The organism is Rufibacter ruber (assembly GCF_014138425.1).
GTDB classification, from domain to species: Bacteria; Bacteroidota; Bacteroidia; order Cytophagales; family Hymenobacteraceae; genus Nibribacter; species Nibribacter ruber_C.
Window position 1 is genome coordinate 64,843 of sequence record NZ_JACJIQ010000011.1, and the last position, 12,686, is coordinate 77,528.

The 12,686-nt window shown below is 53.4% G+C and carries 8 protein-coding genes; 5 read left to right on the forward strand and 3 right to left on the reverse strand.

What is annotated here, in order from left to right; translation table 11 throughout:
• Positions 1 to 521 precede the first annotated feature (521 nt).
• On the reverse strand, positions 522 to 1,607 hold the full coding sequence (locus FHS90_RS13570) for a mechanosensitive ion channel family protein (protein WP_246387030.1): 1,086 nt from the start codon (positions 1,605 to 1,607) through the stop codon (positions 522 to 524).
• A 254-nt stretch (positions 1,608 to 1,861) separates the two neighbouring features.
• On the opposite strand from FHS90_RS13570, the gene FHS90_RS13575 reads away from it, so the two are divergent.
• Positions 1,862 to 4,033 (forward strand): bifunctional alpha,alpha-trehalose-phosphate synthase (UDP-forming)/trehalose-phosphatase, encoded by a 2,172-nt coding sequence (locus FHS90_RS13575; RefSeq protein ID WP_182513433.1) that lies wholly within the window; start codon positions 1,862 to 1,864, stop codon positions 4,031 to 4,033.
• A 739-nt stretch (positions 4,034 to 4,772) separates the two neighbouring features.
• Here FHS90_RS13575 and FHS90_RS13580 read toward each other — a convergent pair.
• Together FHS90_RS13580 and FHS90_RS13585 are read right to left on the reverse strand one after the other, a co-directional pair.
• Complete coding sequence (locus FHS90_RS13580) at positions 4,773 to 6,554, reverse strand: glycoside hydrolase family 15 protein (RefSeq protein WP_066834164.1); 1,782 nt, start codon at positions 6,552 to 6,554, stop codon at positions 4,773 to 4,775.
• Between the two features lie 356 nt (positions 6,555 to 6,910).
• A complete protein-coding gene (locus FHS90_RS13585; protein WP_182513434.1) occupies positions 6,911 to 8,227 on the reverse strand; it encodes a leucine-rich repeat-containing protein kinase family protein in 1,317 nt (438 codons plus the stop codon).
• 264 nt (positions 8,228 to 8,491) lie between these two features.
• Here FHS90_RS13585 and FHS90_RS13590 point away from each other — a divergent pair, with 264 nt between their 5' ends.
• The 4 genes from FHS90_RS13590 to FHS90_RS13605 all read left to right on the forward strand — a co-directional run bounded on the left by FHS90_RS13590 (position 8,492) and on the right by FHS90_RS13605 (position 12,237).
• A complete protein-coding gene (locus tag FHS90_RS13590) occupies positions 8,492 to 8,674 on the forward strand; it encodes a hypothetical protein (RefSeq protein WP_153042863.1) in 183 nt (60 codons plus the stop codon).
• Between the two features lie 301 nt (positions 8,675 to 8,975).
• A complete protein-coding gene (locus FHS90_RS13595) occupies positions 8,976 to 9,728 on the forward strand; it encodes a phosphoadenylyl-sulfate reductase (protein ID WP_066839311.1) in 753 nt (250 codons plus the stop codon).
• Between the two features lie 14 nt (positions 9,729 to 9,742).
• Positions 9,743 to 10,651 (forward strand): sulfate adenylyltransferase subunit CysD, encoded by a 909-nt coding sequence (gene cysD, locus FHS90_RS13600; protein WP_182513435.1) that lies wholly within the window; start codon positions 9,743 to 9,745, stop codon positions 10,649 to 10,651.
• A gap of 308 nt (positions 10,652 to 10,959) precedes the next feature.
• A complete protein-coding gene (locus FHS90_RS13605; RefSeq protein ID WP_182513436.1) occupies positions 10,960 to 12,237 on the forward strand; it encodes a sulfate adenylyltransferase subunit CysN in 1,278 nt (425 codons plus the stop codon).
• Positions 12,238 to 12,686 lie beyond the last annotated feature (449 nt).

Consider the following 12,686-nt stretch of genomic DNA (forward strand, 5'->3'; position numbering starts at 1 on the left):
GCAGCAGCCACTAACCGTCAACCACAGACATTCCACCACCCATGCCCCCGACTGATGTGCGCAGCACGGGCTCGCCACAGGCTAGCGGGACAGCAGCAGTGACCTGCTAAAGCAGACCCAGCAGACAAGCTGCTCAGGAAAGGAACAGAAACCAGTCCTGGGGGTGAGCGCCTCTGTTAATACGGTGCCGAAGGCAACGCCAAAGGCGTAGTTTTAACAGCAGTGCGAGCCGGCAGGACGGGGCCCCGCGGCCGTGAGCGCTTACCGGAAGAGGTGAAACAGAACAGCCAGTGAGGCATTGCCAACAGCGGCACAGCCTAGGGAACAGCAGACTACGCAAAGGCAAACACTTCTCCGTTAGATCCTTCAGTAGCTACGCCTAGCTCTCTTCGGCTCCCGCCTCAAGAATGCTCAGGATCACCAGAAAGCGTTTTCGGCATGTTTTCCTAAAAATAAGCGAAAAACAGATCTTTCTATCTGGCCCAAAGCAACCAGAAAAATAGAACAAAACCAGCCACCAATTACGCTACAGCAGGATCTGTGCCGGCGGGCAGAATGGTTCTGTTGAGAGGCAGGCACTCCGGGTAGTTTTTCTGTACGAAATCTACCAGCTTCTCCCGCACAAAGCAGCGCAGGTCATACGCAGACCCAGAATCTCGGGCACTGACCAGGGCGCGCAATTCTAAGGTTCTTTCCTTGGAGTCGGTGACCTGCAGTATGCCCACGCGGCCGTCCCAGAGGTGGGTTTCTTTTAAGATGCGGGTGAGTTCTTCGCGCAACGCTTCTATGGGGGCGGTATAATCCAGGTACAGGAAAACGGTGCCCAGCAACTCAGCGTTGGTGCGCGTCCAGTTCTGGAAAGGCTTCTCTATAAAGTAGTTGATGGGCAACACCAGTCGGCGCTGGTCCCAGAGGCGCATGACCACGTAGGTGAGGGTGATTTCCTCTACGCGGCCCCACTCGTTCTCCACCACCAGCACATCATCCAGGCGCATAGGCTGCGTGAAGGCCAGCTGAAAACCCGCCAGCAGGTTCCCCAACGATTTCTGGGCCGCAAAGCCCAAGATCACGCCCGCAATCCCGGCAGAGGTCACCAGACCCGTACCAATTTTACGCACCGTTGGGAAACTCATCAGGATAAGGCAGGCGGCCAGGAACACAATCAGGATAATGGCCATCCGCCTGATGAACTGGAGCTGGGTGAAGAGCCGCCGCTCTTTGATGTTGTCTGCCTTGTCCAGCTGGTGCTTCTTTCTGATCTGGTACTGAACCACGTTTACCCACCCAATCAGGAACCAGGCAAACACCACGGTGAGGGAGATTTCCATGACCCGCCTGAAGACTTCCCGCGCCTCTGGGGTCAACGGCAGCAAGGGCAGGGCAGCGCCCAGCGCCAGCAGGGGCATGAGGTAAGAAACAGGTTTGCTGAGTTTTCTGAGAATAGCCTCTACCCAAACATGGGGGAACCAGTGCTGATAGGTGGAAAGGACCTTAAAGATCAGCCACTTGATAATGATGCCTACCATGATAGCCCCCGCTATGACGCCGGCACCTTGCAGAAAATGGGGAAAGTGGTCTAGGGTAAAGTGTTTAATTTCTTCAATCATTCCTGTTGACCTGTTCAAATACAAGTTCATGCTTACCCGCCAAGCAGGAGAAAGGTTACTTTTCACTACGGGCTGGGGCCGTTTTTAAGCGTCTTTTTATATATTAATATTTGAATATTAACCAACAAAAGCTTACCCAAACCAGTAAACCCATACATAAGAGCAGGTGGGGCTGTTTAGGGAATTATTCCTGAAAGGCAAAACGAAACCGTTGCCTGGGGCTCCCACTTATTTTCCATTAAATCCAACCTACTATGCCCAAAACCATTATCATCTCCAACCGGCTGCCTATCAAAGTACAGAGAACAGAAGAAGGCTTGGCATATGAGTCAAGCGAGGGTGGCTTGGCTACCGGTTTGGGATCTATCTACAAACAAGGCGACAACGTCTGGATTGGCTGGCCCGGCACCTACTTTGAGGAAGACTCAGAGAAAAAGCAGGTGCGGCAAGACCTTCATCAGCAAAGCATGCACCCTGTCTACCTTACAGAAGGGGAGATCAGGGACTTTTACGAGGGGTTCAGCAATGAGACGCTGTGGCCTACGTTTCACTACTTCAGCCAGTACGCAGTGTATGAGGACACCTACTGGGAGGCCTACCAGCGGGTGAACCAGAAGTTCTGTGAGGCGGTCATGGAGCTGGCCTCTGCCGGTGACACTATCTGGGTGCATGATTACCAGTTGCTGCTGCTACCGGCCATGCTTAGGGAGCAGATGCCGGAGAGCACCATCGGGTTTTTCCAGCATATCCCGTTCCCGTCCTTTGAGGTTTTCAGATTACTGCCTTGGCGGGAGCAACTGCTACAGGGCATGCTGGGCGCAGATCTGATCGGGTTTCATACCTATGATGACGCGCGTCACTTCCTCAGTTCCGTGAGCCGTATTGTGGGGCTGAACACTTCGCAGGGGCTTATAGACAACGGGTTCCGGAACATCATGGTAGATGCGTTCCCCATGGGGATTGACTATGACAAGTACGCCAGCCTGGCCACGTCAGAAGAAACCCACGCCAAAATTGCCGAATACCGCGAAGCCTTGCAGGAGCAGCGCATTATCCTGTCTATTGACCGCCTGGACTACTCCAAGGGGATTCCGCAAAGGTTGCAAGCCTTTGAGTTGTTCCTGAAGGAAAACCCAGATTTTCACGGCAAGGTAACGCTGTCTATGCTGGTGGTGCCGTCTCGGGACCAGGTGGAGATGTACAAGCAACTTAAGGAGACCATTGATGAACTGGTGGGCCGTATTAACAGCTCTTACCGCACCATCACCTGGACCCCCATTCAATATTTCTACCGCTCGTTCCCCATTGAAGAACTTTCGGCGCTGTACAGCGTGGCAGACATTGCCTTGGTCACGCCTATGCGGGATGGCATGAACCTGGTCTGCAAAGAATACATTGCCAGCAAGGTAGACCGGAAAGGCGTGCTGATCTTAAGCGAAATGGCAGGTGCCTCCAGAGAGCTGGCAGACGCCCTGCTCATCAACCCCAATGATCTGGGGCAGATGGTGCGCACCATCAGAGAAGCCTTGTTGATGCCCGAAGAGGAGCAGATCACGCGCATGGAGCACATGCAGGAGATTGTGCAGCGCTACAACATACACCATTGGGTGAGCATTTTCATGAACCGGCTGGAGTACATCAAGGAAAAGCAAAAGGCAATGGCCACTGAGTCGCTTTCTAAAGAGGAGAGTGCCCAACTGCTGGAAAGCTTTAAAAAGTCACATCAGCGCATGCTGTTCCTGGACTATGACGGCACATTAAGTCCCTTCAAGAAAGATCCTAACGCGGCGTTCCCAGACCAGGAACTGCTGGAAACGTTAACCTGCCTTACCCAGAACCCAGAGAACCAGGTGGTGATTGTGAGCGGCCGCGACCGCCATACGCTGGAGAAATGGCTGGGGCACCTGCCGGTAGCCTTTATTGCCGAGCACGGTGTTTGGTCACGGGAGCAGAACGGCCAGTGGGAAATGCTGCAACACCTCAGTGACAGCTGGAAAGCAGAAGTGAGGCCTATTCTGGAGCTGCACGTAGACCGTACCCCAGGCTCGTTTATAGAAGAAAAAGATTTTTCCCTGGTGTGGCATTACCGCAAGGTAGACCGCACACTGGCCGAACTGCGCGCCCGTGAACTCAGCAACTATCTCCTGTTCATAGCCGCCAACATTAACCTGCAGGTCATGGAGGGCGATAAGATTGTGGAGATCAAAAACGTGGAAGTTAACAAAGGCGTGGCCACCGCCCGCTGGCTGGAACAGCACCCGCATGACTTTATCCTGTCTATTGGCGATGACCGCACAGACGAAGACATGTTCCAGGCCATGCCCAAAGAGGCCTTCAGCATTAAAGTAGGCAATGAACGCTCCAACGCCCGCTTCAATGTAGACGGCAGCAATGACGTGCGCAAACTGCTCAAGTCGCTTTGTTAAGGAAATGCTAATGGTTCATTGCTGATTATTGTTTACTAAGAGCTTGTTTACATTTTGATTTTGCAGGCGAAAATGGGGAGCACAAGGTTCTGGCGAAGCGATTTTTGAGCAGCATACGCCCCGCTATGGTGCGAGAAAATGGCAAAGTCAGGTTCTTTTGATACCCGTTTGCAGCGCAGAAGGAAAATGTAAACATGCTCTAATTTCAGTCGCAGTAGACATTTGTAGCATGATGTAGTCCAAACCCTGTGAGGTTTCCCAAACCTCACAGGGTTTTCTGTTTTCGGGCTGTTTTCTCCAAAACAGCCCGAAAACAGAAAACCACGGAGTTCCTTCTCCCAAAGGGAGAAGGTTAGGAGGGTAAGGCCGTTCTACTGGTAAGACAATTTGCCTAAGAGAAACTGCATGAATCTTTCGGCTTTAGCCAGTAATACAAATTCATGTTTACTCATTCATTCTACTGGCACGAGCTGCAAGCTCGCGCCAGTGCTTTCGTTTTTAATAATCAACATTTCATTAAGACCTCGTAGCGTCCGGAGGACCTGCGAGCGTCTGTGCCAACTGCAGTTACAACTGGAACCGCCTCGCCCTCATCCTAGCCTTCTCCCAGGGGGAGAAGGAATACCGCAGTTTCCGTTTTCGGGCTGTTTTGGCCAAAATAGGCCAGAAACGGAAAAAGCTCCTGCCATTTCTAGCAGGAGCTTTTTCTTGTCAACTATGCTTTTCAGAAGCTAAGCATCTACAGAAAGGACGGTCTATCCAGACGTTTGGAGATGCGGTAGGCGGCGTTGAGCAGCCCCACGTGGCTGTAGGCCTGCGGGAAGTTCCCCCACTGGCTGCCGTCACGGGAATCCACGTCTTCGCTCAACAAGCCCAGGTGGTTCGAGTATTTCAGAATGTTCTCAAACTCAAAAATGGCTTCGTCTACGCGGCCCACGCAGGCCAGGGCCTCAATGTACCAGAACGCGCAGATCAGGAAAGTGCTTTGCGGCACGCCAAAGTCATCTGCGTGCTTGTAGCGGTAAAAGAGACCTTCTGGGGTTTTCAGTTCCTTTTCCATGGCTGCCAAGTGCGTTTTGGCGCGCTCAGAGGCGGGGTCCAGATAGTGCATCATGATGAGCTGCAGCGTGCTGGCGTCCATGTGGTTTTTCCCGATGGCCTGCGTGTACACGCCCTGCGCCGGGTCAAAGCACTCCTCAATCTTGGCCGCGGCCTGCTGCATGAGGTCGTTGGCCAACTGGCCCAGCTGCTCATCTCCCATGTAGCGGGCGGCACTGCGGGCGGCGGCGGCCCCGGCCCAGTGGAACAGGTACGTATAACAATGGTACTGCGCAAAATCACGGAACTCCCACAGGCCGGCGTCCGGCTCGTTCATGGTATCGCGTATCTTGTACAGCGTCTTGTAGATCAGCTTCTGTGATTCTATGCGCTCGGCGTCATTGAAACGGCGGTCAACGTACAGCGGCAGCAGCGCCACCAGAATCTGCCCATACACGTCATTCTGGATGTGGGTGTAAGCGTCATTGCCTATGCGCACGGGTTTGTTGCCCAGGTAACCGTCCAGCTCCAGTTCAATCTCAGTGAGCTTGCTCTGCGCACTGATGGAGTAAAGCGGCTGGTAGCGCTGGGTATCTTTGGCCGTGATGTTGGCAATGAAATGGAAATACCGCTCCATCTCCTCAAAGTGCCCAATGTTGTTGAACGCGTTCAGGATGTAATACGTGTCGCGCATCCAGCAGAAGCGGTAGTCCCAGTTACGGCCGGAGCCGGGGTGTTCCGGTAGGCTGGTGGTTGGTGACGCAATGATGGCGCCCGTGTCTTCGTACTGGTGAATTTTGAGGGCCAAGGCCGAACGGATGACTTGTTCCTGGAAGAAGTTGCTGATGCTGGTGTTCTTCACCCACATGCGCCAGTAGCGCGTAGTCTGGCTCAGGAACTCCTCAGCGGTGCTTTCCAGACGGGCCTCCAGCGGCGCGCCATACGTCAGCACCAGGTAAATGGTCTCATTCAAGACAAAATACTGGTCTTCCAGAATATAGCTGAGCGAGGCGTTGGTGGTGAGGCGTACCTCCTCGTCAAGGCCTCTGAACGAGATGTGGTTGCTGCTGCGGCGGCGCTTGAGCTCCAGCTGCCCGTAGTTGCCCACGGGGCGGCAGGTGACCTTGATACGCGGCGAACCCGCCAGCGGCTCTACCTTCCTGATCAGCATGAGCGGTTTGTAATAGCGCTGGTGCTGCCTGAAACGCGGTGCGAAGTCCGTGACCCGGTAAGAGCCTTCTTCACAGGAAATCTCGGTACAGAGAATGTTGGTGTTCTCTGTGTAGTATTGGTGCGACGAGAAGTGGTCTGTGTCTGGCTTGATCGAGTACTCACCGCCTTTTTCCCGGTCCATCATGGGCCCGAAGATGAAGCTACTGTCAAAGCGGGGCCAGCAGAGCCATTCAATGTTGGTGTCTTTGTGAATAAGAGCCAGATAGGCACAGTTGCCAATCAGCCCCATGTCATAGGTGTGCTTCGCCATATGGTTTTTGTTCGGGCACCGGGGTTGCCTGCCGGCGCTTGAACTAACATGTACCGTTTTAGACGTATAGAGGTTTCCTAATTTTTACAGACGGCGGTATTCCCTCCTGTTTTGGGGCTGTTTTGGCCAAAACAGCCCCAAAACAGGAAATCACAAAACCCCTTTCATGCCCTGCAGGGGAGTTGGCCGGGCGCGGGGGAAGCCGTCTTTGCTCCGGGCGGGTACTGTTTTTGAGAAACTCGCTGTGTGTCTTCTCTTTATGCCTCAGAACCTTTTTCTGCGCGCAAAAAGACGCCTGGCGGAGGCGCCCAGGGAGTAGTAGACAGGCACTCTGCTGTGACTTTTTTTCGCCTGCGTTACCCGGCTAAGGCACCCAAAACGGCAGAAATAGTGGCAAAGCCTGGCCTGGCAAGGGGCTCTGGCTGCAGGCAAGCCTGCTGTAATTGAAAGAGCGCCTGCGCCTGAGAAACCTCTGCCGGGGCCAAATGCGTGAGCAGATCTTCTAACAAATACCCAAAAGCCCTCACCTCTATGCGTTCCAGAAGGGCGGCTTGCTCGGTTGAAAGGTTCTTATAAAGGGTGGCTGCGCCGAAATCCCCGAACAGCGCGTGCCCAGTGTCATCCACCAGCGTGTTGTGCGCATACAGATCACCATGCAGAAGGTGGCGGGCGTGCAGGTGAGCGGCCGCAGCCCCAATGCCGCTGGTAATCTTTAACACCTCCTGCAAACTGAAAGCCGTGCCAGCTGCAAATACATCCCGGGTGCAGGTCTCAAAGCTGGGCGAGCCGCCTAAGTTGCGGTAGCCCTGCGGGATCAATCTGAACACCAGCCCCTGCTTCTGCGCCGGATGTTGGGTGATTTTGCCCAGCACCTGTACCAGATTGGGGTGATCGCCAGCGGCCATGCACGCCTGCCTTTCATCTTGCGGAAACCCGTCACTGGTCACTTCGCCCTTGAACACCTTCACCGCCACTTGTGCAGGGAGTTGTTCTGTGGGTTTGTGGTGCCAACGCGCCCGGGAAATAATGCCAGAGGCGCCTTCACCAAGTTGTTCTTCAAAGGTTAGCTCTTCCCAAGATATTTCCAGCAGGTGCTCCTGAAGCGGTTGGGCGTTTTGGCACGGATTGCCGGCAAAGGCCAGCCAGGAGAGGCGGGGCAGGGAGAAAAGCCAGTCAGGCAGTGCAGTGAGGTGGTTGGCAGAGATACGCAGCAGTTCCAGATGCTGGCACTGGGCCATTTCGGCCGGCAGGCGTGTTAATCTATTTCCCGCCAGCAGGCATTTCTGGAGGCGGGTGCACTGGCCAATGGAGGCGGGTAGTTGGGTGATCTGGTTGTCTGTCAAGGTGAGCCAGCGGAGCGAGGGCGGCAGCGCACCTTCAGGGACGGTGGTGAGGCGGCAGGCTTTGAACCCGATCATCTCTAGCTTAGGGCATTGACCCAGCACCGCCGGGAATGTGGTGAAGGGGTTGTTGGAGCAAAACAAAATGCGCAGGTTTGTCAATTCGGCCATCCAGTCTGGTAACGCGGTGAGCTGGTTCCCAGAAAGATCCAGCACTTCCAGGGTCTGAGCCAGGGTGCGTGTCTCCTGAGGCAGATGGGTGAGGCCGCAGGAAAGTTTAAGCGTTTTGGTGCCTTTTAACTGGCCAGACTCAAGTTGGTGAAGCGTGTGCATGGGTGCGGGAGAATGAAGCGGCAAAGGTAACCAGAATAGTTCTGAGTCCTGAGTCCTGAGTCTGGAGTGGGTGTTTTTAAGCTGCTTTTTGGAAAGGAGGCCTAAAACAGAACTGCGTGAGGGATAGCAGCGGAAAGCCCGCAGCGTGAGCGAGGACTTGCAGCGCATAGCCCGACCCGCAGGGGCACGCCCCAAAGGAATTAAGAATGGGGAATTAGGAAATGCTTTCCCTATATCTGCAGCCTTGAGAGGCTTTGATGGGAAATGAACTGGTTAGAAACGAAATTTTTTGTTCCTGCGGTGCGCCGCCAGATTCCTTGCAAGATGGCTTTTCTTGCTGTGGCTGGTGAGCGCATGGCGGCGGCACAAAGGGGGAGTTTTCTGTTTTTGAGCTGTTTTTCAGAAAATAGGCTTAAAACAGAAACTCAATCATTACGAAAGCGTTAAAGTTGGTTGTTGTTCTTTAGTAGAAAGATAATAAAACAGATGTTTGGGTTGTAGATTTTTATTCTATAATCTCTATTAAATTGATAGGAAAACTTGATTTATAAAAATCGGTACTTATCTTTGCAGCACTTACTTAACAGCCAGACAAAGACTACATGGTCTACCCATCTCACATAGAGCGAATGCGCTTCTGCTGTTGCAGCCCCTGCTGCTGTTGTTGCTAATCTTTGGCAGTCAACAAGTTTCTATTGCCCTGGCGGCACCCCAACATCCATTCATTTCTTACCCGTATTTTCTTGCCATGGCCTCTTCTAAACAAGAGCACGTGTCTCAACTTATACAGGAGACAGAAGGCTTACCCATAGACCAGACGTTCGCGCTGCTGGTGAACCTGTACCCCGGTGAAGTAACGTTCTCGTCCAGCTTCAGCTTTGAGGATCAGGTGATCTCGCACCAGATTCTGGAGAACGTCTTCCCCATCAGCATTTTCACGCTGGACACCGGCCGGCTTTTCCCCGAGACCTACAGCGTGTGGAGCAAGACCAATGCTGCGTATAAGACCCGCATTAAGGCGTATTACCCCAACCATGAGCAGCTGGAGGAGTTTGTGCACAACACGGGCCCCAACTCCTTCTATGAATCTACCCAGAACCGCAAAGACTGCTGCCACATCAGAAAGGTAGAGCCGCTCAAGCGCGCCCTGGCCGGCAACGCGGTCTGGATTACCGGCCTCCGGGCCGAGCATTCCCAAGGCCGCTCTGACCTACCCAAATTTGAGTGGGACGAAGGAAACCAGCTCATCAAGTTCCACCCGCTCTTGCATTGGTCTACAGAGGAGGTGATGGCCTTCATCAAACAGCACAACATCCCGTACAACACCTTGCATGACAAAGGCTTCATCAGCATTGGGTGCGCGCCGTGTACCCGCGCCATTCAGCCCGGCGAGGATTTCAGGGCGGGCCGCTGGTGGTGGGAAGATAGCAGCAAAAAAGAGTGCGGATTACATGTGTCAGAATCGCCGGCTCCGGTTACCCCGGAACTGGTTTCAAAATAGATAGAAATACCAAAATGGGTTCATATAAATTAGATTACCTAGACCAGTTAGAGGCCGAAGCAATCCACATTTTCAGAGAGGTGGCTGGTCAGTTTGAGCGCCCCGCCCTGTTGTTTTCCGGCGGAAAAGATTCTATTGTGCTGGTGCATCTGGCCCTGAAAGCCTTCAGACCCGGCAAATTCCCGTTCCCGCTGGTGCACGTAGATACCGGCCACAACTTCCAGGAAGCCCTTGATTTCAGGGATTACCTGGCAGACAAGATTGGCGAGAAGCTGATTGTGCGCAACGTGGAAGACACTATCAAAACCCGCGGCCTCACTGAGCAGAAAGGCAAACTGCCCAGCCGCAACGGCCTGCAGACCTACACCTTGCTGGACACCATTGAGGAGTTTGCCTTTGACGCCTGCATTGGCGGGGCCCGCCGCGACGAAGAGAAAGCCCGCGCCAAAGAACGTATTTTCTCCGTGCGGGACGAGTTCGGCACCTGGGATCCCAAGCTGCAACGGCCCGAATTGTGGAACATCTACAACGGCAAAATCAACAAAGGCGAAAATGTGCGCGTGTTCCCTATCAGCAACTGGACTGAGCTGGATATCTGGAATTACATCCGCCGCGAGAACATAGAATTGCCGTCAATCTACTTCGCTCATGAGCGCGAAGTGCTGGAGTTTGAAGGCCGCTTAGTGGCCACCAACCAGTTTATTTCTCTCAACGGAACCGACGTGGTGACCCGCAAAGTAGTCCGTTACCGCACCGTGGGCGACATGACCTGTACCGCCGCCGTTGAGTCCAGCGCTTCTACCCTAGATGACATCATCAACGAAATCATCGCCACCAACACCAGCGAGCGCGGCCAGACTAGAATTGATGACCGCGTATCTGAGGCGGCTATGGAGGATAGAAAGAAGAACGGATACTTTTAGGACCTCACCCCCAGCCCCTCTCCCACGGAGAGGGGAGCCCAGCAAATGCGTTTTCGGGCTGTTTTTTAAAAAACAGGCTAAAAACAAAAAAGCAGAATTCCCCCTCTCCGTGGGAGAGGGGGCTAGGGGGTGAGGTGTTGTTTCAAACTAGAAAGGCACTTGCCAAGCAGAAAAAAACACTATCGGCGCAGCCGACATAAAATACGAAAGAGCCAAGAGGGGAGACCGATGCGTTTTCGGCCTGTTTTTAGAAGAACAGTCCCAAAACAGAAAAACTCAGAACTCAAGACTCAGAACTCATTTTCAAAATGGATATTCTAAGATTTTTAACCGCCGGGAGCGTAGATGATGGCAAAAGCACGTTGATTGGCCGCTTGTTGTATGACAGCAAATCTATCATGGTAGACCAACTGGAAGCCATTGAGCGCAGTACCAAGAACCGCGCAGACGGCGAAGTGGATTTGGCATTGCTCACAGATGGGCTTCGGGCCGAGCGGGAGCAGGGCATCACCATTGACGTGGCCTACAAATACTTCTCCACGCCCAAGCGCAAGTTCATCATCGCAGATGCGCCGGGCCACATCCAGTACACCCGCAACATGGTGACCGGGGCTTCTAACTCAGACCTGGCCATTATCTTGATTGATGCGCGGCATGGCGTGGTAGAGCAAACCAGAAGGCATTCTATCATTGTGTCCTTGCTGAACCTGCCGCACGTGGTGGTGGCCGTGAATAAGATGGACTTGGTGAACTTCTCTGAGGACAAGTACAATGACATTGTGATTGATTACGCGCAGGTGGCCAAATCTTTGGGCCTGAAAAACGTGACCTTCATTCCCATCAGCGCCCTGAACGGCGATAACATCGTGGACAAATCGTCGGCCATGCCGTGGTACGAGGGCGAGTCCTTGCTGCGCGTGCTGGAAACCGTGGAAGTACACGAAGACATCAACCTCTCTGAAGGCCGTTTCCCGGTGCAGTACGTGATACGGCCGCAGACCGAAGAACTGCATGATTACCGCGGCTACGCCGGAAAAATCATCAGCGGCATCTACAAGAAAGGCGATAAAGTAGTAGTGCAGCCGTCAGGCGTGGAAAGCACCATCTCGGCCATTGAGATTGCCGGCGAGGAAGTAGAAGAAGCCTTCGCGCCGCAGAGCGTGGTTTTGCACCTGGCTGATGACGTGGACATTAGCCGCGGCGACGTGATCGTGAAGCAAGACGCGCCCGTGCAGGTGGCCCAGGAATTTGAAGTAGTGCTGTGCTGGATGGGCAACACTCCGCTGGTGCCACGCAACAAATACCTGCTGCAAATCAACAGCCGCACCGTGCGCGCCGTGGTGAAAGAACTGCACTACAAACTCAACGTGAACACCCTGGAGAAAGAGCTGTCGCCGGTGTCTGCGGGCCTGAACGATGTGGTGAAAGCTACTATCAAAACCGCTTCGCCCATTGCTTTCGACTCTTATCAGAAACTAAGAAGCAACGGCGGCGCCATCTTGATAGACGAAACCAGCAACGTGACCGTAGGCGCCTGCATGATTTCGACAGAAGCCAAGCAGGAAGAATTCTGGCCGGAGATATAGAAACCTCACCCCCCTGGCCCCTCTCCCACGGAGAGGGGGAACGCCGCTAATTCGTTTTTCAGCTGTTTTGTGGAATAGAGCTGAAAAACGAATTATCTGAAAAGCCCCTCTCCGCGGGAGAGGGGTTGGGGTGAGGTTTTTTTACCTGAATTGCGTTTTCGGCCTGTTTTCCCAAAAACAGGCCGAAAACAGAAAACTTGACCTTCTTCACTTGTCATCCTGAAAGGACCTTGTGGGTGAACTAGAAAAGCGGCTATTCAAGGGAAAAGAAACGCTACTCCTTCGTCCCCCTTTGCAGGCCCGGGAGGACAAATCCAGTTGAAGAACCGAAAGCTTTGCTAATTGAATTAAGGTTGACCATTACCAACTGGCGCGAGTCTAATGACTCGTGACAAAGGATGAAGCGAGTCTCCAGACTCGCCGGGAACCACGCAAAGTAATTGCGGGAA

Coding starts and splice junctions, on each gene's coding strand:
- FHS90_RS13595 (WP_066839311.1), top strand. CDS start 8,976: ATGGCCTCTTCTAAACAAGAGCACGTGTCTCAACTTATACAGGAGACA.
- FHS90_RS13580 (WP_066834164.1), bottom strand. CDS start 6,554: ATGGCGAAGCACACCTATGACATGGGGCTGATTGGCAACTGTGCCTAT.
- FHS90_RS13585 (WP_182513434.1), bottom strand. CDS start 8,227: ATGCACACGCTTCACCAACTTGAGTCTGGCCAGTTAAAAGGCACCAAA.
- FHS90_RS13605 (WP_182513436.1), top strand. CDS start 10,960: ATGGATATTCTAAGATTTTTAACCGCCGGGAGCGTAGATGATGGCAAA.
- FHS90_RS13570 (WP_246387030.1), bottom strand. CDS start 1,607: ATGATTGAAGAAATTAAACACTTTACCCTAGACCACTTTCCCCATTTT.
- cysD (WP_182513435.1), top strand. CDS start 9,743: ATGGGTTCATATAAATTAGATTACCTAGACCAGTTAGAGGCCGAAGCA.
- FHS90_RS13575 (WP_182513433.1), top strand. CDS start 1,862: ATGCCCAAAACCATTATCATCTCCAACCGGCTGCCTATCAAAGTACAG.
- FHS90_RS13590 (WP_153042863.1), top strand. CDS start 8,492: ATGAACTGGTTAGAAACGAAATTTTTTGTTCCTGCGGTGCGCCGCCAG.